Source organism: Polaribacter tangerinus (assembly GCF_038024095.1).
In the GTDB taxonomy this organism is placed as follows: domain Bacteria; phylum Bacteroidota; class Bacteroidia; order Flavobacteriales; family Flavobacteriaceae; genus Polaribacter; species Polaribacter tangerinus.
Map to the genome: position 1 here is coordinate 887,196 of NZ_CP150668.1, position 22,984 is coordinate 910,179.

The following is a 22,984-nucleotide window of genomic DNA, read 5'->3' on the forward strand; positions in this document are numbered from 1 at the left end:
TGGCAAATATACAATGTGTTTATTTACCCTGGAAACTATTTTTTACTTTTTAGCAAATAATTAACAACATGAGCTGCAGCTTGTAAGCCAAATGCAGCTGGCATATAGCTTATGGTGCCATAAAAAGATTTCTTAAAATTAGTACCATCTGTAATTTTTACACTCTCTGCAATTTGCACCTCATCAGAAAACACTGCTTTAACACCTTTGTCTACTTTGCGCTCCCTTAATCGTTTTCTTAGCAATCTTGCCATAGTACAATTTTTGGTTTTAGCGATGTCTTTTACTTTAATTTTGGTAGCATTTAATTTTCCGCCCGCCCCCATAGAAGAAATAATTTTTACTTTTTTTCTTCTTGCTGCAACAATTAAATTAACTTTTGGCGTAATACTATCTATGCAATCCATCACATAATCATACTCATTAGACACAATATCATAAGCCTTTTCTGGACTTAAAAACTCTTGTAAAACGGTAAGATTAATTTCTGAATTTATGTCTTTTAATCGAGCTGCAATCACACTTGTTTTAGATTGACCAATAGTAGAATCTAAAGCTGGTAACTGTCTGTTTTTATTAGTTTCATCAAAAACATCTCCATCTACAATAGTAATATTTTTTACACCTGCTCTTGCAATAAATTCTGCCGCAAAAGAACCCACGCCGCCCAAACCTACTATCAATATATTTGCATTTTGCAATTTATCTAACCCGCTTTTTGTTACCAATAATTCGGTTCTTTCTAACCAACTCATAGTGTAAATATTTTTGTAAAATTTTCTGTTAATATTTGCTGTAGTTCTGCCAAAGACATTTTTTTTAATGTTGCAGCAGTTCTATAAATTTCTTGTATTGATGTTGTCGAAGTATCTGTTTCTAATAAAAAAGCATCTAAAGGAACCTTCTTAAAAACCTCTTGAAGTTTTTTATTGTGGATAATTGAAGAACCAAATGACAAAAAAACACCATTTTTAAGCAAGCTTTGTGCTACTTGATTATTTTTATTAAATCCATGAATAATCCAAGGTTGGTGTACATTTAATTCTTTCTTAATTCTTATAATTTCTTGATAAGCCCTTACACAATGAATTATTAGAGGCTTTGTAACTTTTTCTGAGAGTAAAATTTGACGTTTAAATAATTGCTCTTGAAATAAAAAATCAGTTTTTATAGCTTTGTCTAAACCACACTCTCCAACGGCTAAACAATTTGGGTGCTGAACGGCAGTTTCTAAATTTGCAATATCTTCTAATACATTATCTTTTTTAATAAACCAAGGGTGCAAACCTACAGAAAAGTAATGTGTAGTGTGAAGTTTATTAGGATATGTATTAAAAATAGTAACTACCTTTTTATGAGAAACTAAATTATGTGAGTGCGCATCAAAAAAAAGCATGTTATTTACTCTTTGTTCTTAGAATCTATAACTATTGTTACTGGTCCGTTGTTGGTCAAACTAACTTTCATATCTGCACCAAACTCACCTTTCCCTACACTTTTACCAAGCTGATTTTCTAATGTTTTTATGAATTTTTTGTAAAGTGGAATAGCAATTGTTGGTTTTGCAGCTTTTATATAACTTGGTCTGTTACCTTTTTTTGTAGAAGCGTATAACGTAAACTGACTCACAACAATTATTTCACCATCTACTTCTAGCACAGAATTGTTCATAAGGCCATTTTGATCATCAAAAATACGAAGGTTAATAATTTTTCTTACCAAATAATCGATATCTTCCTGAGTGTCATCCTCTACAATACCTAATAAAACAAGAAATCCTGTTGCAATTTCAGCTACTCTTTCTTGATTGATAGTTACGTTTGCACTCGATACTCTTTGTAAAACAATTTTCATATTCTAGTAAAATTTACCTCCTACAACTATTTCTATTAAAGTTATGATTTAACCCTTATTCTTCTCCCCAAACATCTGTTCTAAAATGCTCCTTATCATCTTCTCCTTCTAAAATTTGTAAATAACTTTTATAACGAGACCAAGAAATTTTATCTTCTTCCAAGGCTTCTTTTACAGCACAATTCGGTTCTTTGGTATGAATGCAATTGTTAAATTTACAATTTTGTTTTAAGGCAAAAAACTCTGGAAAATAATCTCCAAGTTCAAATTTATCAATATCTACTACTCCAAATCCTTTTATACCAGGAGTATCTATAATTTTACCATTAAAACTAAGGTCGAACATTTCGGCAAAAGTAGTGGTGTGTTTTCCTTGATTGTGCTGGTCGGAAATTTCTTTTGTTTTTAAATCTAAAGTTGGCTCAATGGCATTTACCAAAGTTGATTTTCCTACACCAGAATGACCAACAAACATTGATGTTTTACCTACCATCATCTCTTTTACAGCAGCAACATTTGTATGTTGAGTAGCAGAAACTTCTAAACATGTGTATCCGATAGCTTCGTATATATCTTTCAAATACATTACCTCTGCTCGCTCTTCTATTGCATAAGAATCTATCTTATTAAATAACAATATGGTATGTATTCTGTAAGCTCTTGTAGAAACTAAAAAACGATCTATAAAAGTGGTAAAGGTTGGTGGATTGTTTATGGTAATTAATAAAAAAACTTGATCTATATTTGATGCAATTACGTGAGTTTGTTTAGAAAGATTAACAGATTTACGTACTATAAAATTGTCTCGATCTAAGATTGTTTTAATAACACCTATTTCTTCATCGCCCTTTTTTTCTATATCGAAAACTACGCTATCTCCAACGGCTATAGGATTTGTACTTTTAATACCTTTTATTCTGAATTTTCCTTTTATTCTACAGTTGTAAAACCGACCTTCATCTGTCTTTACCTTGTACCAACTTCCTGTAGATTTATATACGATTCCTACCATTATTGCAAAGATGCAGAAATTTTGTGAATATGAGAATATTGGGTTTATTCATTTTACTTTTTTAAATTTAATTTTTCTTGTACGAACAAAAAAAACCTATTTCGTTCTCACAAATATAGGGTTTCGTAACAATCTAAAAATAAGGTATACGCAATTGTTTGCGTTAAGGATTGAATGGCCTGTTTGAACTCTTACGCTTTTTGCGTAAAGTGAGTAATGAAAGCCTGACTTTTTTTTGATTTTTTTTTAAAATAAAGGAACGCCTTAATACTATGCATTAATTATTTTTTCTTGATGATTGATAGATTCTTGATGAATTGCTTTGAACATTTTTAATACAAATTCTTCACTTAATCCTTTGCTTTCACCCTCTAAAATCATATTTCCAAGAATCTCGTTCCAACGTTTAGATTGCAAAACTGCTACATTCTTCTCTTTTTTTAATGCTCCAATTTTATCTGCAATTCCCATACGTTTTCCCATCATTTCGATTAACTGACCATCTACAACATTTATTTGAGCTCTTAAATTTTCTAGAGAGTCTCTATAACTCGAATCTGTTTCAGTTTCTTTTCTAATTTTTAAATCTTGCATAATTTGCTTCAATTTTGAGGGTGTTACTTGCTGTGCAGCATCACTCCATGCGTTATCTGGGTCGAAATGAGTTTCTATCATTAATCCATCAAAATTTAAATCTAGGGCTGTTTGAGAAACATCAAAAATCATTTCTCTGTTCCCTGTAATATGAGAAGGGTCGCAAATTAATGGTAAATCTGGAAATTTATTTTGAAACTCGATTGCTAGCTGCCACTCCGGAATATTTCGATATTTCGATTTTTCATAAGTTGAAAATCCTCTATGAATGGCGCCTAAATTTTTTATGCCTGCAGTATATAATCTTTCTATTCCTCCTAACCACAAGGCTAAATCTGGATTTACCGGATTTTTAACCAATACTATTTTATCTGTACCCTGTAAAGCATCTGCAATTTCTTGCATTATAAAAGGGGAAACAGTAGATCTGGCACCAATCCAAAGTAAATCTACATCATTTTCTATAGCTAATTTACAATGTGCTGCATTGGCAACTTCTGTACAAGTTTTCATACCTGTTTGCTCTTTTACCTTTTTTAACCAGCCTAAACCTAGGGCACCAACACCCTCAAAATTTCCAGGTCTTGTTCTTGGTTTCCAAATTCCTGCTCTATAATAGTTTACATCAGAATCTTTTAATTCGTGTGCAATTTTTAAAACTTGCTCTTCAGTTTCTGCACTACAAGGCCCTGCTATTACTAGTGGATGATCTAATTTCATATCGTCCAACCATGTTCTTAATGCTGCTGTATTCTTCATCTTTCTACTGTTTTTGGCTTATTTAATTTATGCCGTTTAAAATTTGTTTTATATAGTTTGTATTCTCCATTTCCTTAAAAATTTCAGAGAAATTATCTTGTTGCATTAGCTCTTTAAAATGTTGCAAATTGCCAATATATTCTTCTAATGTTTCGATAACATTTTCTTTGTTTTGTTTAAAAATTGGTGTCCACATTGCAGGACTACTTTTTGCTAAACGAACGGTAGACTCAAAACCAGAACCTGCCATATCGAAAATATCGCGTTCATTTTTTTCTTTTTCTATAACTGTTTTTCCTAACATAAATGCACTTATGTGAGACAGGTGCGAAACATACGCAATATGTTTATCATGAGAAACGGCATCCATATAACGAATACGCATTCCAATAGCTCTAAAAAGGTCTAATGCTGTTTCTTGCAATTTAAAAGTTGTTTTTTCTACTTCGCAAATAATGTTTGTTTTTCCTTTATACAAGCCAGAAATGGCTGCTGTTGGCCCAGATTTTTCTGTACCTGCAATGGGGTGACAAGCCAAAAAATTGCGTCTTCTTTTATGATGTTCAACAGCTTTACAAATAGCCTCTTTTGTAGAACCTGCATCTACAACTAAGGTAGTATCGGAAATTTTATCTAAAATAGTGGGTAGCAATTTTACAGTAGCATCTACAGGAATTGATACAATAACCAAATCTGCATTTTCTAAATCGTTTAACGTTGCTTTTTTATCGATTAATTTTAATTCTAATGCTTTGTTTAAGGTCTCGTCTTTTCTACTAATGCCATGTAATACAGTATTTGGCAGATGTTTTTTTATATCAATAGCAAAACTGCCACCAATTAAACCAATTCCTATAAAAAATATATTTTTCATTGTATTTATTTTCAATGGATTAAAGCCCATTGTTTTGATATATTATTCTAATTTCTTTTTGTTCGCTTTTTTTTGAACTTCCTTTTTTTGAAGAGTAATACCAATGGCAACTCCTAAAGAAAGTCCCAAACTAATTCCTAAAGCTATATTTCCCAGAACTAATCCTATTGCACTTCCTAAGGCAACTCCTAAACTCATCCACAAACCTAACTTTTTCTTCACTTTTATATTTTTAAAATCAAATGCCAACTGAATTAAAATCTACCAATCGCTTCTTTAATCACTTCAGAGGTTACACACAATGAAAAACGGATATATCCTTCTCCTTGAGAGCCAAAAATAGTTCCTGGTGTGATAAAAATATTTTTCTCGTAAAGAATACTATCTGTAACTTCTTCAGATTTTTTCCCTTCAGGAATTTTTGCCCATACAAATAAACCTGTTGCGTTTTTATTGTACACAGCATCTAATTTATCTGCTAATTCCCATATTAGTTTTCTACGTTCTTGATAAATTTTATTCTGATTAAAAAACCAATCATCAGATAATTGTAAAGCTTCTATAGCACCTTTTTGAATACCATAAAACATACCAGAGTCCATGTTCGATTTTACTTTTAATATTTCGTTGATATATGTTGCATTTCCTAAAACCATACCAACTCGCCAACCAGCCATATTAAAGGTTTTACTTAATGAATTTAATTCTAAAGCAATATCTTTTGCGCCTTTAACTTGTAAGATACTTGTAGGTGTATCATTTAGAATAAAACTATAAGGATTATCATTAACTATTAAAATATGGTGCTTTTTACCAAAGGCTACCAACTTTTCGAATGTTTGTAAAGTTGCATTGGTTCCTGTTGGCATATGCGGATAATTTACCCACATAATTTTAACATTACTTAAGTCTTGTTTTTCTAATTCTTTAAAATTTGGTTGCCAATTAGTCGCATCACTCAAATTATAAAAAAGTGGTTCTGCTCCCACTAATTTTGTTACAGATGTATATGTTGGATATCCTGGATTTGGAATTAACACTTTATCGCCTTCATTTAAAAAAGCCATAGAAATGTGCATAATCCCCTCTTTACTTCCCATTAATGGCAACACTTCATTTTCTGGATTAATTTCTACAGAAAATTTATCTTTGTAAAAAGTAGCAATTGCATTTCTTAATTCAGGTAAGCCCTGATATGACTGATATTTATGTGCAGAACCATCATGTAAACTTCCTTTAATAGCCTCTAAAACTTTTGCTGGTGGTTGCAAATCTGGAGAGCCAATTCCCATATTGATAATTGGTTTTCCTGCTGCCATTAACTCTCTTACCTCTCTTAATTTTTTAGAGAAATAGTATTCTTGAACGGTGTCTAATCTTTTTGCAGGCTGTATCATCTTATTTTCTTCCGTTTTTATAAGTTCCTAATATTTTAAACTCTTCGGCCATTATTTGTATAACAGCAACTGCTTTCTCATATTCTTTGTAATCATCAAAAGTTACATCTACAAAAAAGGAATATTTCCAGGGCATTTCTATAACTGGCAAAGATTGAATTTTAGTTAAATTCATTTTACAATCGCTCAACACATTTAAAATAGCTGCCAAACTTCCTCTTTTATGATTCAATTGAAATTTTAAAGATGCTTTGTTTACCTCTTCGTTTATTACTGGTTTATCCGTTTGTACAATTACAAATCGTGTAGAATTGTCTTTAATCGTTTGAATTTCATCTTCAATAATTGTCAAATCGAAAATTTCAGCGGCTATTTTTGGAGCAATTGCAGCAATTCCTTTTAAGTTTTCTTTAGATATTCTCTTAGCAACCTCAGCAGTATCTACATCTTCTACTAATTTTATATGTGAATGATTTTTAAAAAACTCCTTACATTGTAATAATGCCATAGGATGCGACCAAACTTCTTTTATATCTTCAATCGTTTGATTCTCTAAACACATTAAATGATGATGAATATTTAAATATTCTTCTCCTATTATATGTAGGTTATTATTATCTATTAACGCATAATTAGGAATTATAGACCCTGCAATGGTATTTTCTAACGCCATTACTCCTAAATTGGCAGTTTTATCTAGTAAGCAATCCACCAACACATCGAAAGACATGCATTCTTTTAGTTGAATGTTGTTTCCATAAAAGTCGCGAGCAACTTTATGATGGTTTGAGCCTTCTGCTCCTTGGATGGCGATTGTTTTTTTCATTATTTGTGATAAAAAAATATCAAAAAAAAAGCCTCGAAGTAAATTCGAGACTTTATATATAATTTATGCTTCTTAACAACACGATACAAAGTCTCTCCTCTTACTAAAAAAGTAAAAGTAAAAATAGAAACGTGTCCAAGTGTTGTTTAACATTTTATGCTCTTTATTTGAGTGACAAATCTAAAGATTAATTTTAGATATACAAATAATATTGTGTTTTTTATAAAAGAATTGACAATTTGATAAAAAAACCGCAATTAAAACTAAAAATTCTATACTATACATCTAAACAAACGCTATTCTTTTAATAATAGTTCTATCTCGTCATCTAAATCAGATAGTTGTATATTATCATCTAAAACCGGATAACCATTATATCTAATTTTACTATTTTATAAATAAAGTTAATAATGTTTGTTAATTTAAAACTGTAATTAAAAAGAAAACTACAACATATATCTTGTAATAATAAAAATAATAGCCTGCAAACTAATTGTTTACAATTTACTAAAAGGTGTCAAATTAATTTTTTAGCTTACATTATAAGTATATTCGTAAAAAATAATAGTATATTTGCACCTTCAATAGAAAAGATCTGTTGAAACGCATAAAAATCATTTAAATAATATTGGCATGTACTTAACAAAAGAAGTAAAAGAAAGTATCTTCGAAAAACACGGTAAAGGAAAAAACGATACTGGTTCTTCAGAAGGTCAAATTGCGTTATTCACGCACAGAATTAACCATTTAACAGAACATTTAAAAAGAAATCGTAAAGACTTTAACACAGAGCGTTCATTAGTAATGATGGTTGGTAAGCGTAGAAGCTTATTAGATTATGTAAAGAAAAAAGATATTTTAAGATATCGTGCAATTATTAAAGAATTAGGAATTAGAAAATAATTCTTGCTATAAAGAGGTGCTTAAACGCGCCTCTTTTTTTTTGAAACAAACACTTTTAATCTATAAATATTATTTTTGCAGAAGCAAAAGTTTTCAATAAAATATCATCTGACTAACAAACAGATTTTAATAAAAAGCCAGAATTACCAACAATAATTCTGTATTTCCATTGCAACAACAAACAACAACACAACAACACAAAGTATTAAAAAATTAGAGTTAAAATTTTATGATTCCAAAAGTATTTAAAGAGGTAATAGACCTTGGAGATGGAAGAACCATCTCATTAGAAACCGGTAAATTAGCAAAACAAGCACACGGTTCTGTTGTTGTTCAAATGGGTAAAGCAATGTTGTTGTGTACAGTAGTTTCTAACTACAAACAAAGTGATGTTGATTTTTTACCACTTACCGTAGATTACAGAGAAAAATTTGCTGCCGCAGGAAGGTATCCAGGAGGTTTCTTTAAAAGAGAAGCAAGACCAAGTGATGGCGAAGTGTTAACAATGCGTTTAGTAGATCGTGTTCTACGTCCGTTGTTTCCAAAAGATTACCATGCCGAAACACAAGTTATGATTCAGTTAATGTCTAATGATGATGATGTAATGCCAGATGCATTGGCAGGTTTAGCAGCTTCTGCAGCTATTCAATTATCAGATATTCCTTTCGAATGCCCAATTTCAGAGGCGCGTGTTGCAAGAGTTAATGGCGAATTTGTTATTAACCCAACAAGAGCTCAATTGGCAATGTCTGATATAGATATGATGATTGGTGCTTCTGCAGATTCTGTAATGATGGTAGAAGGTGAAATGGATGAAATTTCAGAAGAAGAAATGGCAGATGCCATTAAATTTGCTCACGATGCTATTAAAGTTCAATGTGCTGCTCAAATTCGTTTAGCAGAAGCATTTGGTAAAAAAGAAACAAGAGAATACGAAGCAGAGAGAGAAGATGAAGAACTAGCAACAAAAATTAACGATTTTTGTTATGATAAATGTTATGCAATTGCAAAAAAGGGAACTTCTAAAGCGGAACGATCTGCCGCCTTTGAAGAAGTTAAAGAAGCTTTAAAAGCAACTTTTACCGAAGATGAATTGGCAGATTTTGGAGATTTAATAGGTAAGTACTTTAACAAATCTCAAAAAGAAGCAGTAAGAGAATTAACCTTGGCAGAAGGCATTCGATTAGACGGTAGAAAAACAGATGAAATTAGACCTATTTGGTGTGAAGTAGACTATTTACCATCTGTGCATGGTTCATCAATTTTTACGCGTGGAGAAACACAAGCTTTAGCCACAGTAACATTAGGTACCTCCAGAGATGCCAATAAAATAGATATGCCATCTTACGAAGGAGAAGAAAACTTTTACTTACACTACAACTTCCCTCCTTTTTGTACAGGTGAGGCAAGACCTTTAAGAGGGACTTCTAGAAGAGAAGTTGGTCATGGTAATTTAGCACAACGTGGTTTAAAAGGAATGATACCTAGCGATTGCCCATACACTGTTAGAGTTGTTTCTGAAGTTTTAGAATCTAATGGTTCTTCTTCTATGGCAACAGTTTGTGCAGGTACAATGGCATTAATGGATGCTGGTGTAAAAATGACTAGACCTGTTTCAGGTATTGCCATGGGATTAATTTCTGATGGTGAACGTTACGCAGTTTTATCGGATATTTTAGGTGATGAAGATCACTTAGGAGATATGGACTTTAAAGTAACGGGAACATCTGAAGGAATTACAGCATGTCAAATGGATATTAAAGTTAAAGGTCTTTCTTATGAAATTTTAGTAAATGCTCTAAAACAAGCAAGAAATGGTCGTTTACATATTTTAGAAAAATTAACAGACACCATACCTACTCCTAATGCAGATGTAAAAGAACATGCACCGAAAATGGTAAATAGAAGGATTCCTAATGATATGATTGGAGCTTTTATTGGACCAGGTGGTAAACATATTCAAGAATTGCAAAAAGAAACAGGAACCACAATTGTAATTACCGAAGACGCTATAACTGAAGAAGGAATTATTGAAATTTTGGGAACAGATCCTGTAGGAATAGAGCAAGTTATTGCCAAAATAGAATCGATGTTATTTAAACCTGAAGTTGGAAGTGCTTATGAGGTTAAAGTGATTAAAATGTTAGATTTTGGAGCTGTAGTAGAGTATGTAGAAGCTCCAGGAAATGAAGTTTTATTACACGTATCTGAATTAGCATGGGAACGTACAGAAAACGTAACTGATGTTGTAAATATGGGAGACGTTTTTGATGTAAAATACTTTGGTATAGACCCAAGAACTCGTAAAGAAAAAGTTTCTAGAAAAGCCTTGCTACCTAAACCAGAAGGTTATGTTGCAAGACCTCCTAGAGATGACAAACGCTCTTCTGGTGGACGAGATAATCGCAATCGAGATAACAGGCGCGATGACAGAAAACCAAGACAACCTAGAAAAGAAGAATAACTCTTATATTAAAAATCGATAGCTTAATAGCTATCGATTTTTTATTTACATCATTAATAATCAACTATAAAAATAATTGAAAGCTTTTAATCAATTAAGGCACATAATTAATTTGCTTTTATTTTCTTTGTAGTTAGAATGAAAATACAAAACATCACTTACTTATCTATTGGAACAAATGAAGGAAATAAAGTTAAAAACCTTCAAAATACCATTCAACTTATTGAGCAACAAATTGGTAATGTTTTAAAAATATCAGCCATTTACAAAACACCCTCTTGGGGTTTTAATGGAAATGACTTTTACAACATTTGTATAAAGGTTGGTACATCAAAAACAGTAGAAAACCTGCTAAAAATCATTTTGAATATAGAACAGCAAATTGGCAGAGAAAGAACAAATAGTTCGGAATATCAAAATAGAAAAATCGATATTGATATTTTACTATTTAATAACGACATCATTTTATCTGAAAAACTAATAGTACCTCACCCAAAAATGTTAGACAGGTTATTTGTACTAAAACCACTAGAAGAAATAGCAAAAAATGTAATTCATCCTGCAAATAACAAAACAATTCGAGAATGTTTAGCCGCCACAACAGATAGCTCTAAAATTACCTTGATAAAAGATACCTTAAAAACAACAATTCCCTTTACAGAAAAATATAATTACATAGCTATAGAAGGAAACATAGGTGCCGGAAAAACATCATTAGCAAAATTATTGTCTGAAGAATACAATGCAAAAAAAGTTTTTGAACGTTTTGCAGACAATCCTTTCTTGCCTAAATTTTATAAAAATAAAGAGCGTTATGCATTTCCATTAGAGATGAGTTTTTTAGCCGACAGATATCAACAATTAAGCGATGATTTGGCACAGTTTGACTTATTTAAGAGTTTCATTATATCAGATTATTATATTTTTAAATCTTTAATTTTTGCTCAAATAAATTTAACAAAGGAAGAGTATCATTTATACCGTAAAATGTTCGATATAATGTATAAAGAAATTACAAAACCCGACTTATATATTTATTTGCATCAAAACACAGATAGGTTATTAGAAAACATTAAAAAAAGAGGGCGCTCTTATGAGCAAAACATAAATGCAGACTATTTAATAAAAATTAACAAAGGCTACGAAACATTTATAAAAACTCAAGAAAATTTAAATTTCTTAATCATAGACGTTTCCGATAAAGACTTTGTTAAGAATAAATTAGACTACATTTATATCAAAGACAAACTAAATAATTATTAAAAAAAAACTGTATTTTTGCAATAAAAATAGAGTCCCTATAGTATTAACAAACGTTTAATTAGATTCAATGAAAAGATTATTTTTACTTACAATTTTATGTTGTTTTTCAGCAACAGTATTTTTTGCTCAGTTTACTACTGATGAAATTACTTATGGAAACAGATTAGATTTAAAAAACACAAATACCTGGGCTATTGGTGGTGGTTTTAGCAACTTTATAATGCATGGTGATTTACGTTCTCTAGGCACTGCTGATGATAAAAACTATTATAACTTTGGTGGATATTTGTATGTAAACAAAATGTTTAACCCACTTTTAGGTTTAGAAATGAAATTTTCTTAAAGTGATATTTCTGGTGGTGCACAAAACTTTTCTAACACTTCTAGTTATTTTGTAGTGTATGGAGACGATGTCTTAAACAACAATAATTTAAATTTTGAAGGAAATTCGTACGGTGCAGAAATGAACGTAATCTTAAGTTTTTCAAACTTGTACGCTACTAGAAGTTCTAAATGGAACTCTGCAGGATATTTTGGTATTGGTTTTCACCAATACAACTCTGTGTTATACGAAAGATTAACAGATGGCACTAACAAACAAATTGTAGATTTTGGTAACAACCCTTCTCGATCTGGTAACAATGCTGCAAGTTCTATATATCTTTCTGCTCAGTTAGGTATAAAAAGAAAGTTAAGCAAGCGATTAGATTTAGAATTCAGAACAGGTATGTACTTTAACTATGACGACCATTTAGATGCAACTATCTCTAACAGACAAGACTGGGAAACTTTCTTTGTAAGTAGTATTGGTTTATCATATAAATTAGGGAAACAAAAAATATTTACCCTTTGGAGTGGAGATAATGATGCTAGAAGAGCTAGTAATTTCAAAATTATTGATACCGATAAAGATGGTGTAATGGATCAATTAGATATTGAACCTAACACACCAAAAGGAGTAATGGTTTATGGTAATGGTAAAGCTATTGATTCTGATGAAGATGGTTTACCAGACTACAAAGATAAATGTCCTTTAGAATTCGGAGAAATGTCTAATAACGGTTGTCCAATAGATAAAGATACGGATGGAGATGGAGTAATGGATCGTAAAGATTTATGTCCTGAAACACCTGGTATTGCTCTTAACAAAGGATGCCCTAAACAAGAGGTTTCAAGCACAACTATTAACCAACAAATTGGTATTTTAGCTTCTAGTATTTACTTTGAAACAAATAGTTCTAAAATACAATCGATATCTTATGTAACGATAGATAAAATTATTTCGTTAATTAAAAAAGTAGATATTAACTTCGTAATTGAAGGGCATACAGACAATAGAAACAGCGATAAATACAACTTATTTTTATCTCAAAAAAGAGCTGATGCTGTTAAAAATTATATGGTATCTAAAGGAGTTAGTGAAGACAGACTTAAGTCTATAGGTTTTGGTGAGTCTAGACCTAAATTCTCTAACTATAATGCCGGTGGAAGACAACTGAACAGAAGAGTTGAAATAAAGCCAGAGTAATTAAAACCTTATAACTTATTATTACATATAAAAGAGCTTATTTAAATAAGCTCTTTTTTTTATGCAGTAAATTATCTTTAACCAAAAAAAAAGCATAGAACGGATATCTTTAAAAACAAAACTTGTAATTAAAATTATAAAAATGTACAATAAATTTTAGATGGAAATTCTTCGATTAACTGTAAGAAAAATAATTATAATCAATAGATTGTTATAACAACAAATAATTAACTACGAATTAAAATCAACATAGCAATTATTTACAGCAATATCACTATTAGAATAATATAGTAGTAACCCCAAAATATCACTCTTTGCTAATATAAAAGTAGTAATCTACCTAAGTAATTTAGAGACAAAAAAAAAGGTCTTAAATATTTTAAGACCTTTTTATAAAATTAGGGATGAATGAATTAAGATTAAGTATTCTTATTATTTTTATAAATACCGAATAAAACTCCTGTAATTGCTAATATACCTGAAATACCATCAATTGGTAAACCCGGAGGGCCAGGAGGGCCCATTGGAGGAGGTGTAGGGGTTTGTCCGTTACCTACAGATGAAATTAATACTATTAAAAATAATAGCGGTACAAATTGCTTTTTCAAAATGATAAAATATTAATTCAATTATTTAGTTTACAAAAAAAAGGAATATTAAAAAAAAGAAAATAACTTTTCGTTGAAATGCAACTTTTAGTGGTTGTAAAATACAATTTATACGTTATACTAAAAGCTATATTGGTTAGTTTAAATATTGTTTAATAGCTAGCCTGTGTTCAGGAATACTCTTGTCGTAATTTTTCACTAAAAGTTCAATTATTTCAGGTTTCATTTTACCAATAAAATTTTTAGAAACATATTTCGCGACGTATAAATTGTAAACCTCATTCTTGCGTTCAAAAATTAAAAAGTGAGTATCGTTAAGTTCGGAATAAGAAATTTCATTTGAAGAAAACTGCCCTGAAGTATCCCTCAAAAAATCAGAAAACTCATAGTACTTTAAAATATTTTCCATAAGCTATATTAATTCAGCAGATAAACCTAACTGAAGTAACTTAGAACATCTTGGTTCTAAATCTTTAAACTCTCCTGATTTAACGGCACATTTTCCTTTGTAATGAACTAAAGTAGCACATTGCTCAGCTTGCTCTAAAGTATGATCGCAGACCTGAATTAAAGATTCAATTACATGATCGAAAGTGTTCACATCATCATTATGTAAAATAATTTCATGCTGAAAAACCTCTTGTTCCTTTACGGAAACATCTTCTTGTATTTTTTCTTTTGTACTCATAGTCACAAATTTACAACTTATTGTATTTTAAAGCAACCCAATTATTACGTTCTAAAAAATTTTCTAATTTCAAACCAAATTTAGAAACCTCTTTATCTATTACTTCAATGTCCTCTTTGTAAAATCCACTTAACAATAAGACTCCATTTTCTTTTAAAGAGTTGTTATAAACACTCATATCATCCAACAAAATATTTCTATTGATATTTGCTATAATAACATCATATTCCTTTTCTTTTAAAAGTGATGAATCTCCTTCAAAAACATGAATATTACTACAATTATTACTAGCAACATTCTCTATAGAGTTCTCGTAACACCAATTATCTATATCAATAGCATCTATTGGGTTAGCCCCTTTCATTTCTGCAAAAATTGCTAAAATACCAGTTCCACAACCCATGTCTAATACTTTTTTTTCTTTTAAATTTACTTTCAAGAGATGCTGAACCATCATATATGTTGTTTCGTGATGCCCAGTTCCAAAACTCATTTTAGGCTCAATGACTATATCATACTTTAAATTCGGGTTTTCATGAAAAGGTGCACGAATACTTACTAAACTATCAACTTGTATAGGTGTAAAATTTTTCTCCCATTCTGCATTCCAATTTGTTTGAGCAACTTCATTAAAATTAAAATCAATGGAAAACTCATCTGATTGTAGACAGTAAATATCTTCTAAAATAAGATTATTCCAATCCTTTTTTTGAATGTAAGCTGTTATCCCTTTTTCAGTTTCTACAAAACTCTCAAATCCTACACTTCCCAACTCTGCGATTAAAATTTCAGTAGCTGGTTCCTTTGGTAAAACTGTAAAATTGTATTCAATATATATATTATCCATAAATTGTTTTTCAAAAAAAATGCATCAAGATGAAACATCTTGATGCAAATTTATTGGTTTTCTTTTTAAAATCAGCTATTAGATCGCTTTAATAATAGCTATAAAATCTGAAGCATTTAAAGCTGCACCACCAATTAAACCACCATCTACATCTGGTTTAGAAAAAATTTCCTCTGCATTTGTTGGTTTAACACTTCCTCCATATAATATCGATACATCATCTGCCACATCTGCTGTATATTTATTGGCAATTAATCCTCTTATAAAAGCATGCATTTCCTGTGCTTGTTCGGCTGTTGCTGTTTCTCCTGTTCCAATAGCCCAAACAGGTTCATAGGCAAGTATAATACTTTTCCAATCTGATGATTTTAAATGAAATAATGCATTTTTTAATTGTGCTTCCACTACAGAAAAATGATTATTAGATTTTCTGTCTTCTAAAAGTTCTCCAAAACAAAAAATAGTTTCCATTTGATGTTCAAGTACCGCAGAAACCTTTTCTGCAAGTGCTGTATCAGTTTCATTAAAATAAGTTCTTCTTTCTGAGTGACCTAAAATTACAGTATTAATACCTATAGATTGTAGCATATCTGCAGAAACTTCACCCGTAAAAGCACCATTTTTAGCCTGATGCATATTTTGTGCAGCTACCTCGATTTTAGATTTCTTGGCAGACTTTAAAGAAGCTGATAAATTTACAAATGTTGGGGCTACTATTACTCGTGTATTTTTTAATTTACTGAGTTTTAATCCTTTTTTTAAAGCTTTTACTAACTTTTTACTTTCTTCTTTTGTGTTGTTTAGTTTCCAGTTTCCTGCTACAATCTTGGTTCTCATATTTATATTTTAAAGCAACAATTTGCCAATTAATTCAGATGTAAATTTAAGGAATGGAAAATAATTAAACGGTTCGAAACTAAATTAGTTACTAAAACGATTTATTGATTTGCGTTTAAAACTTTTTCTATATCTATATCTGCAGCATTGGTAGCTTTAAATAATGAAATTTGTCCTATTTCATCTACCACCATATATCTAGGTATCCAATTTAAATTTATGAAATCTACAAAGTCACCATTTTTCATTCCTTTTGGTAAATTGTAGTGACTTCCTGAAATTTGAAATCTACGAATTCCTTGTTTCCATGCTACTTTATTTTTATCAACAGACAAAAATAAAAAGACAACATCTGGATATTTTTTTTGTAAAATTTTTACATATTTTAAGCCCTTAACACAATCGCCACACCAAGATGCCCATACATCAATAAACACTTTTTTCCCTTTATGCTTTTCTAACATTTTTTCTATAGTTAGCTGATTATTATGCTCTGAATACACAATATCATTAAGCGCCTTATCGGAAAACAAAGTTGGTTGTTCGAAACTGCAACTACTCATAAGAATAAACACTATTATTGTTAATTTTTTCATGGGATGTAATTCTGTTAATTTGTATTTTTGTCATCTTTAAAAGGCATATCTTACAAAAAACCTTGAAAATAAGTATTTTTGCCTAACTCATTAAAAATTATGACTACACAAGAATTAATAGCTCAAATAAAAAAGAAAAAATCTTTTTTATGTATTGGATTAGATGTGGATTTAAATAAAATTCCAAAACACTTGCTAGCTTATGAAGATCCTATTTTTGAATTTAATAAAGCTATTATAGATGCCACTCATCATTTATGTGTAGCATACAAACCAAATACTGCATTTTATGAGGCATACGGTTTAAAAGGTTGGCAGTCTCTAAGCAAAACAATTTCATATTTAAATAACAAATATCCAGAAATTTTTACAATTGCAGACGCAAAACGTGGAGATATTGGTAACACCTCTTCTATGTATGCACAAGCGTTTTTTAAAGACTTAGCGTTTGATTCTGTTACTGTGGCTCCGTATATGGGAAAAGATTCTGTAGAACCGTTTTTAGCATTTCCAAATAAACACACAATTATGCTAGCTTTAACTTCTAATGAAGGGGCGTTTGATTTTCAAACCAAAAAAGTAAAAGAAAAAGAACTCTATAAAGTTGTTCTAGAAACTTCTAAAGACTGGGAAAATTCAGAAAATTTAATGTATGTAGTTGGTGCTACTAAGTCATCATATTTTAAAGAAATACGAAAAATAGTACCAAACTCCTTTTTATTGGTTCCAGGAGTTGGTGCACAAGGCGGTAGTCTTAAAGAAGTTTGCAAATATGGAATTACCAACAATATTGGTTTATTAATTAACTCTTCTAGAGGAATTATTTACGCTTCTAGTAACACCAATTTTGCCTCTGATGCGGCTGATAAAGCGAGAGAATTACAACTCGAAATGGAAAAATATATCATATAAAAAAAGCCATAGTTATTAACTATGGCTTTTGGTATTGCTTCTTAACAAAATCTAATTAGAATTTGTAAGTATTAATTTTGATCTGCTTCTGTTAAGTTCGGATTTGCATTAATTTCTGCTTGAGGAATTTTCCAAATCCACGCATTATTTACCGATGGCTTGTCTTGCTTAAATCCGTCTTGATATAAAACTTCAGAAGCACCAGAATTTGTTAAATCGATTCCTTCGTCCCATCGAATATGATCTAACCAACTGAAGCCTTCTCCATATAGCTCAACTCTTCTTTGAAACTTAATGTGTTCCATTAGTTTCTCTTTCGTATCAAAATCGGTAACATCATAAGCAGTATCTCTTGCCTCTCCTAAAGGTTTAAGAGCTGCTTGTGCGCCTTGCACATCTTCTAACATAGCTCTTGCCTCTGCCTCTATCAAATACATTTCAGAAGAACGCATGTAAATAACATCATCCGGATCTATGGTTCCTGGATTTTTTTGTCTGAATTTCACATGCATATATGGGTGCTGGTTATGCCTTGAGGTAATTCCCCATGCAGCCTCATTATCTCTTCTTGCTTGGTCAAAAGAAGCTTTATCATTGTAATTTGGATCTGTTTGATAACTTCCGCCTTCTCCATTTGCTGCTGCACCGTTAGTATTAGGAGCCTTTTCTAAAAATAAATCAGCTCTATAATCTGATTCCGGTATCATGTGATATACTTCCTTATTAATAATTTTTGGGTTTCCTCTATTCTGACTTCCTTGGAAAGTTGGAGAAATATAGTAAAAGTAAGAACGGAAAAATGTAGTTTCAGTTTGTATAACTCTACCACCCCAAATTACTTCAGATAAATCTGTAGTGTTAAAACCAGACTTCCATCCAGCCTCATCTAACAACGGATAACCTTGTCTAGCTTTGGACGCAGCATCTGCTGCTGCTAACCAATTTCCTTCAGATAACGCTATTCTAGCCTTAATACCATAAGCTGTATTTAAATCTAATTGAGACTTGTCTACTCTAGCAGAAGCTTTCTTAAAAAACTCTATAGAAGTTGCAATATCCTCGTTAATTTGATCATAAATTACCTGTACCGTAGATCTTGGCTCACTTGTATATGGTGCCTCAGTTTTAAATAATAATGGTACACCAGGGTCTGTAGAAGGGTTACCTATTAAATATCCTTTTGCATAGGTAGTTACTAAAGAATGGTAAGCCCATGCTCTGTATGCGTATGCTTGTCCAAGAATATTGTTCATATTCGCGTCTATGGTTAAACCATCATCTTTTACTTTATTTATAATTGCATTGGTACTTGCAATAAAGTGGTAACGTTGATACCATAGTTGCTCTACTGTAGATGTTGTTTCTAATGTATGCGTATTCCATTGAAGTTCAGATCTCATCCAACCATTAGACCTAGCTGTATGAATTAAATCTCCACACATTACATCAAACATGGGAACCCAATATTGCATTCCTGCTCTACTGTTAGAGCCTCCGGGAATTATTCCTTGCTGTGCGTACATTAATCGGTGAAGTCCATTTAAAACCAAAGCCATATTTTCGGGAGTTGATAAAGCATCTCCAGCAGATATTGCATCTGTAGGTTTAGTTTCTAAATAATCTTCGCTACATGATGTTATTGCGACACTTAGTACCATCAATAACAATACACTTATTTTTTTTAACATGATTATTATATTTTATTGTTAATTATTTTGCTATTAAAAAGATACATTTAAACCAAAAGTTATAATTCTAGAAGGATTAAAATCGTTTCCTGCAGTTGTACCAGATAGGTTATACTGAGGGTTTAAACCTGTTCTTCTACTTTTTAAGAATAAGTTTTCTCCTGATACATATACTTTTAAGCTATTTACTCCAAAATTATCTGTTACATCTTTATTAAAAGTATATCCAATATTCGCATTCTTAAGTGCTAAAAATGAAGCATCTGTTAAAAATCTTGAAGATTGTCCTACAACTTGATCTGTGTTTCCAACCTCTAACCTAGGAACGTCTGTAATGTCTCCAGGCTTTTTCCAAGAATTTAATGCATCTGGGTGATAAGAGTTACCAAAGTTACCCGTATGCATCATAGCAGAATATCCACCATCTAAAAAGTTTCCTCCAATACCGTATGTAAACAGTAAGTCTAGCGAAAATCCTTTGTAGCTAAAATTATTTGAAACTGAACCTAAAACATCTGGAATTGAGGTTTGGTCTGCATAAGCTCTCCCTGCATCTTGCCAATCGTTGGTAGTTTCATGAACTCCGTTTGCGTCTAATACCGGAACTCTGTTACCATCTGCATCATCTTCATATTTGTAATACAATGCATCCCCATTTGCTGGATCCACTCCTGCAGATTGAAAAATAAAGAAATCATATCTAGATCTTCCTTCTTCCCATCTTTTAGAGCCGTTGATAAATGGATCTGGTAATGATGTAATTTCATTCTTAAAAGTAGAGGCTTGTAAAGTTAAGTCCCATTTAAAGCCATTTTTATTTACTAAGTGACCTGTTAAACCAACTTCAAAACCAGAATTATACATATCTGCTATGTTAAATGGTGCAGTATTTATTCCGTTAGATAAAGGAATTGGTAAATTGTATAATAAGTCTGTTGAGTTTTTCTTGTAATATTCTACAGAACCCTCTAAGAAATTGTTAAACAACCCGAATTCTAAAGCAACATCCCAGCTACCTACAGTTTCCCAAGTTAACTTGTTGTTACCTGGATCTGTAAATACCAATCCAGGGGCACCTGCATTTGAAGTAATAGAATATAAGGCTTGAGAAATAAAGAATCCTAAATTATCATTTCCTACTTGACCATAAGAAGCTCTTAATTTAAGACGGTCTATAAATGATACATTTTCCATAAATTTCTCTTGATCTATTCTCCAAGAACCACCTACCGAGTAAAAATTACCCCATCTTGCTTGTTTGCTAAAAGAAGATGAACCATCTCTTCTTGCAGATGCACTGATGTAATATTTGTTATCGAAATTATAGTTTAATCTTGCAAAATATCCTTCAACTCTTTTTAGAGTACTAGAACCACTTAACCTAACTGGTATAGAAAAATTATCAAATTCATAAATACCTGTAGCTGTTTCTGTTGTAGCTAAACCTCCGTTACTAGAGTATGCTCTGTCATAATTTTCATGACCTAAAGTAACATCAAAATTATGTACATCATTAAAAGATTTTTTGTATGTCAAAATTTGAGAGAAATTCTGAACATCTCTTCTAAACCTTGTTTCTCCATATCTTGCTGTTGGTTGTCCATCACCTACAATAGGATTTTCATAACTTTTATTTATTCCTTCGTTGATATCTCTACCATAGTTTAATCTTAAATCTAAACCATCTAATATTTTGAAATTAGCATAATATCTAAAACCATAAGTATTATTTCTGTTTAACTCATCGTTTAAAACTGCTTCTGCTAATGCATGACGACCAGGATTGTATGGTCTAGAACCAATGTTTAAAGAAGTATCTCCTTCACCAACATCATAAATTGGATTACCAGCAGCATCTAGTATTAAATTACCATTTAAGTCATTTAAGTATACAGGATAAATAGAACCAATGCTTTTTGCAAAACCGAATGGGTTTGCAATACTTCCTCCTCTAGAAGGTGGTCCTTTAGATTCTGAAACAGAAATATTTGCGCTTCCTCCTAAAGAAAGCCACTTATTTACATCAAAATCTGCATTTAAACGTGTTGTAATACGATCGAATTTTGAAGTAATCACATATCCTTGCTCATCTAGATAAGATGTTGAGAAAAACACTTTATGATTATCACCTCCAGTAGCAACATTAACAGAATGATTCACTCTTGTACCAACTTGGTCTAATACATCGTACCAATCTAAACTTTTATATATTACTTGTGCATTCGGGTTTAATTTACCATCGGTACCAACTATTTGGTCATTTGGTACATTAAAAGGGTTGTATCCTAATCTGTTGTAAATTTCTGCAGAAGCTCTTGTTGCAGCATTTGAACCGCTTAAGGAATTTTTATAAGCCTCCCACATTAACTCGTAATACTGACCAGGAGTAACATAATCATACTCAGGAATACCTCTAGTTACTAAACCATACTGAGTAGACACACTTACTTGTGTTCTTCCTTTAGTACCAGATTTAGTGGTAATTAAAACAACACCATTTGCAGCACGAGCTCCATAAAGTGCTGTTGATGCAGCATCCTTTAAAATTGTCATAGATTCAATATCATCTTGATTGATCGTATTTAAAGAACCTTCAAACTGAATTCCGTCGACTATATATAAAGGTGTAGCAGAACCATTAAGTGTTCCAACACCTCTAATAATAATACCTGGAGATGAACCTGGCTGACCAGAAGCAGCCGTAATTTGAACTCCTGTAGCTTTTCCTTCTATTGCTGCAATTGGAGAAGTTACATTTCTTAACGCTAAGTCTTTCGAGCCTACAACATCTGCAGAACCTGTAAATGCCTCTTTGGTTGTAGTTCCGTATGCTACAACAACAACCTCATCTAGCACGCTACTATCTTCACTTAAAGTAACATTTATAATAGTAGAGTTTCCTACTGTTTTTTGAACAGTTTTATACCCTAAATATCTAAACACCAAAACTGCACCTTTCTTTGCGCTAATTTTGTAGTTTCCATCAAAATCTGTCTCTGTACCAGTTGATGTTCCTTTAACTAATACACTTACACCCGGAAGTGAACCCGAAACATCCGACACTTTTCCACTTATTGAAATTTGCTGTGCACTTAGTGAAGTAAAACTTCCAGTAAACAGAAATAACAACAATAAACTCTTGTAAATTTGTTTCATAAAATATTTTTTGTTGAATTAATTTGAATTGCTAAACTAAAAATTTTGTTAAAAACAAGTTTAAAATACGTGTATTTAACATTTTTTTTAACACTTAATTAACCTAATAATAATGTTTTTGAAACATCAAATTACAAAAAAATGAAAGTTGATATCACACAATTTTTTTGTGACATGA

At 31.3% G+C, this 22,984-nt stretch carries 23 protein-coding genes; 6 read left to right on the plus strand and 17 right to left on the minus strand.

The window, feature by feature from the left end:
* Positions 1-35: 35 nt before the first annotated feature.
* From WHD54_RS03985 to WHD54_RS04025, 9 genes are all read right to left on the minus strand, one after another.
* Positions 36-755, minus strand: a complete 720-nt coding sequence (locus tag WHD54_RS03985) for a tRNA threonylcarbamoyladenosine dehydratase (protein ID WP_088324469.1) — start codon at positions 753-755, stop codon at positions 36-38.
* Entirely contained in the window at positions 752-1,396 is a 645-nt protein-coding gene (locus WHD54_RS03990; protein ID WP_088324468.1) for a TatD family hydrolase, read from the minus strand. The genes WHD54_RS03985 and WHD54_RS03990 overlap by 4 nt, the downstream gene beginning before the upstream one ends.
* A 5-nt stretch (positions 1,397-1,401) precedes the next feature.
* On the minus strand, positions 1,402-1,854 hold the full coding sequence (dtd, locus tag WHD54_RS03995; RefSeq protein WP_088324467.1) for a D-aminoacyl-tRNA deacylase: 453 nt from the start codon (positions 1,852-1,854) through the stop codon (positions 1,402-1,404).
* 55 nt (positions 1,855-1,909) lie between these two features.
* Positions 1,910-2,866, minus strand: coding sequence for a ribosome small subunit-dependent GTPase A (gene rsgA, locus WHD54_RS04000; protein WP_088324466.1), 957 nt, complete (start codon positions 2,864-2,866; stop codon positions 1,910-1,912).
* Between the two features lie 270 nt (positions 2,867-3,136).
* On the minus strand, positions 3,137-4,219 hold the full coding sequence (locus WHD54_RS04005; RefSeq protein WP_088324465.1) for a bifunctional 3-deoxy-7-phosphoheptulonate synthase/chorismate mutase type II: 1,083 nt from the start codon (positions 4,217-4,219) through the stop codon (positions 3,137-3,139).
* A gap of 22 nt (positions 4,220-4,241) precedes the next feature.
* Complete coding sequence (locus WHD54_RS04010) at positions 4,242-5,093, minus strand: prephenate dehydrogenase (protein WP_088324464.1); 852 nt, start codon at positions 5,091-5,093, stop codon at positions 4,242-4,244.
* 42 nt (positions 5,094-5,135) lie between these two features.
* A complete protein-coding gene (locus WHD54_RS04015) occupies positions 5,136-5,315 on the minus strand; it encodes a hypothetical protein (RefSeq protein WP_143744268.1) in 180 nt (59 codons plus the stop codon).
* Positions 5,316-5,347: 32 nt separating this feature from the next.
* Positions 5,348-6,490: a pyridoxal phosphate-dependent aminotransferase gene (locus WHD54_RS04020; protein ID WP_088324463.1), complete on the minus strand. Its 1,143-nt coding sequence runs from the start codon at positions 6,488-6,490 to the stop codon at positions 5,348-5,350.
* 1 nt (position 6,491) lies between these two features.
* Complete coding sequence (locus WHD54_RS04025) at positions 6,492-7,316, minus strand: prephenate dehydratase (RefSeq protein ID WP_088324462.1); 825 nt, start codon at positions 7,314-7,316, stop codon at positions 6,492-6,494.
* Positions 7,317-7,949: 633 nt separating this feature from the next.
* Here WHD54_RS04025 and rpsO point away from each other — a divergent pair.
* The 5 genes from rpsO to WHD54_RS04050 all read left to right on the plus strand — a co-directional run bounded on the left by rpsO (position 7,950) and on the right by WHD54_RS04050 (position 13,474).
* The gene (gene rpsO, locus WHD54_RS04030; RefSeq protein ID WP_088324461.1) at positions 7,950-8,219 is read left to right on the plus strand and encodes a 30S ribosomal protein S15; all 270 of its coding nucleotides are present in this window, start codon (positions 7,950-7,952) and stop codon (positions 8,217-8,219) included.
* A 229-nt stretch (positions 8,220-8,448) separates the two neighbouring features.
* On the plus strand, positions 8,449-10,683 hold the full coding sequence (locus WHD54_RS04035) for a polyribonucleotide nucleotidyltransferase (protein WP_088324460.1): 2,235 nt from the start codon (positions 8,449-8,451) through the stop codon (positions 10,681-10,683).
* Positions 10,684-10,821: 138 nt separating this feature from the next.
* The gene (gene folK / locus WHD54_RS04040) at positions 10,822-11,946 is read left to right on the plus strand and encodes a 2-amino-4-hydroxy-6-hydroxymethyldihydropteridine diphosphokinase (RefSeq protein ID WP_088324459.1); all 1,125 of its coding nucleotides are present in this window, start codon (positions 10,822-10,824) and stop codon (positions 11,944-11,946) included.
* Positions 11,947-12,013: 67 nt separating this feature from the next.
* Positions 12,014-12,289, plus strand: coding sequence for a hypothetical protein (locus WHD54_RS04045; protein ID WP_088324458.1), 276 nt, complete (start codon positions 12,014-12,016; stop codon positions 12,287-12,289).
* A gap of 54 nt (positions 12,290-12,343) precedes the next feature.
* On the plus strand, positions 12,344-13,474 hold the full coding sequence (locus tag WHD54_RS04050; protein ID WP_088324457.1) for an OmpA family protein: 1,131 nt from the start codon (positions 12,344-12,346) through the stop codon (positions 13,472-13,474).
* Positions 13,475-13,893: 419 nt separating this feature from the next.
* Here the strand turns inward: WHD54_RS04050 and WHD54_RS04055 are convergent, their stop codons facing one another.
* From WHD54_RS04055 to WHD54_RS04080, 6 genes are all read right to left on the minus strand, one after another.
* Entirely contained in the window at positions 13,894-14,082 is a 189-nt protein-coding gene (locus WHD54_RS04055; protein WP_088324456.1) for a hypothetical protein, read from the minus strand.
* Between the two features lie 136 nt (positions 14,083-14,218).
* Complete coding sequence (locus WHD54_RS04060; RefSeq protein WP_088324455.1) at positions 14,219-14,491, minus strand: hypothetical protein; 273 nt, start codon at positions 14,489-14,491, stop codon at positions 14,219-14,221.
* Between the two features lie 3 nt (positions 14,492-14,494).
* Positions 14,495-14,770 (minus strand): ATP-dependent Clp protease adaptor ClpS, encoded by a 276-nt coding sequence (locus WHD54_RS04065; RefSeq protein ID WP_088324454.1) that lies wholly within the window; start codon positions 14,768-14,770, stop codon positions 14,495-14,497.
* 10 nt (positions 14,771-14,780) lie between these two features.
* A complete protein-coding gene (prmA, locus tag WHD54_RS04070; protein WP_088324453.1) occupies positions 14,781-15,617 on the minus strand; it encodes a 50S ribosomal protein L11 methyltransferase in 837 nt (278 codons plus the stop codon).
* Positions 15,618-15,695: 78 nt separating this feature from the next.
* Entirely contained in the window at positions 15,696-16,454 is a 759-nt protein-coding gene (tpiA, locus tag WHD54_RS04075) for a triose-phosphate isomerase (RefSeq protein WP_088324452.1), read from the minus strand.
* A 101-nt stretch (positions 16,455-16,555) separates the two neighbouring features.
* Positions 16,556-17,050, minus strand: coding sequence for a TlpA family protein disulfide reductase (locus WHD54_RS04080; protein WP_198943163.1), 495 nt, complete (start codon positions 17,048-17,050; stop codon positions 16,556-16,558).
* Positions 17,051-17,149: 99 nt separating this feature from the next.
* Between WHD54_RS04080 and pyrF the strand changes: the two genes are divergently transcribed.
* On the plus strand, positions 17,150-17,962 hold the full coding sequence (gene pyrF, locus WHD54_RS04085; RefSeq protein WP_088324451.1) for an orotidine-5'-phosphate decarboxylase: 813 nt from the start codon (positions 17,150-17,152) through the stop codon (positions 17,960-17,962).
* A 71-nt stretch (positions 17,963-18,033) separates the two neighbouring features.
* On the opposite strand, the gene WHD54_RS04090 is transcribed toward pyrF, so the two are convergent.
* Together WHD54_RS04090 and WHD54_RS04095 are read right to left on the minus strand one after the other, a co-directional pair.
* On the minus strand, positions 18,034-19,650 hold the full coding sequence (locus WHD54_RS04090) for a RagB/SusD family nutrient uptake outer membrane protein (RefSeq protein ID WP_088324450.1): 1,617 nt from the start codon (positions 19,648-19,650) through the stop codon (positions 18,034-18,036).
* Between the two features lie 33 nt (positions 19,651-19,683).
* Complete coding sequence (locus tag WHD54_RS04095) at positions 19,684-22,806, minus strand: SusC/RagA family TonB-linked outer membrane protein (protein ID WP_088324449.1); 3,123 nt, start codon at positions 22,804-22,806, stop codon at positions 19,684-19,686.
* Between the last annotated feature and the right edge of the window lie 178 nt (positions 22,807-22,984).

What these genes read in the sequence shown, in the direction of transcription:
- pyrF (WP_088324451.1), top strand. Translation starts at nt 17,150, where the DNA reads ATGACTACACAAGAATTAATAGCTCAAATAAAAAAGAAAAAATCTTTT.
- WHD54_RS04035 (WP_088324460.1), top strand. Translation starts at nt 8,449, where the DNA reads ATGATTCCAAAAGTATTTAAAGAGGTAATAGACCTTGGAGATGGAAGA.
- WHD54_RS04060 (WP_088324455.1), bottom strand. Translation starts at nt 14,491, where the DNA reads ATGGAAAATATTTTAAAGTACTATGAGTTTTCTGATTTTTTGAGGGAT.
- WHD54_RS04045 (WP_088324458.1), top strand. Translation starts at nt 12,014, where the DNA reads ATGAAAAGATTATTTTTACTTACAATTTTATGTTGTTTTTCAGCAACA.
- WHD54_RS04065 (WP_088324454.1), bottom strand. Translation starts at nt 14,770, where the DNA reads ATGAGTACAAAAGAAAAAATACAAGAAGATGTTTCCGTAAAGGAACAA.
- WHD54_RS03985 (WP_088324469.1), bottom strand. Translation starts at nt 755, where the DNA reads ATGAGTTGGTTAGAAAGAACCGAATTATTGGTAACAAAAAGCGGGTTA.
- folK (WP_088324459.1), top strand. Translation starts at nt 10,822, where the DNA reads ATGAAAATACAAAACATCACTTACTTATCTATTGGAACAAATGAAGGA.
- prmA (WP_088324453.1), bottom strand. Translation starts at nt 15,617, where the DNA reads ATGGATAATATATATATTGAATACAATTTTACAGTTTTACCAAAGGAA.
- WHD54_RS04090 (WP_088324450.1), bottom strand. Translation starts at nt 19,650, where the DNA reads ATGTTAAAAAAAATAAGTGTATTGTTATTGATGGTACTAAGTGTCGCA.
- WHD54_RS04005 (WP_088324465.1), bottom strand. Translation starts at nt 4,219, where the DNA reads ATGAAGAATACAGCAGCATTAAGAACATGGTTGGACGATATGAAATTA.
- rpsO (WP_088324461.1), top strand. Translation starts at nt 7,950, where the DNA reads ATGTACTTAACAAAAGAAGTAAAAGAAAGTATCTTCGAAAAACACGGT.
- WHD54_RS04080 (WP_198943163.1), bottom strand. Translation starts at nt 17,050, where the DNA reads ATGAAAAAATTAACAATAATAGTGTTTATTCTTATGAGTAGTTGCAGT.
- WHD54_RS04095 (WP_088324449.1), bottom strand. Translation starts at nt 22,806, where the DNA reads ATGAAACAAATTTACAAGAGTTTATTGTTGTTATTTCTGTTTACTGGA.
- rsgA (WP_088324466.1), bottom strand. Translation starts at nt 2,866, where the DNA reads ATGGTAGGAATCGTATATAAATCTACAGGAAGTTGGTACAAGGTAAAG.
- WHD54_RS03990 (WP_088324468.1), bottom strand. Translation starts at nt 1,396, where the DNA reads ATGCTTTTTTTTGATGCGCACTCACATAATTTAGTTTCTCATAAAAAG.
- WHD54_RS04020 (WP_088324463.1), bottom strand. Translation starts at nt 6,490, where the DNA reads ATGATACAGCCTGCAAAAAGATTAGACACCGTTCAAGAATACTATTTC.
- tpiA (WP_088324452.1), bottom strand. Translation starts at nt 16,454, where the DNA reads ATGAGAACCAAGATTGTAGCAGGAAACTGGAAACTAAACAACACAAAA.
- dtd (WP_088324467.1), bottom strand. Translation starts at nt 1,854, where the DNA reads ATGAAAATTGTTTTACAAAGAGTATCGAGTGCAAACGTAACTATCAAT.
- WHD54_RS04025 (WP_088324462.1), bottom strand. Translation starts at nt 7,316, where the DNA reads ATGAAAAAAACAATCGCCATCCAAGGAGCAGAAGGCTCAAACCATCAT.
- WHD54_RS04010 (WP_088324464.1), bottom strand. Translation starts at nt 5,093, where the DNA reads ATGAAAAATATATTTTTTATAGGAATTGGTTTAATTGGTGGCAGTTTT.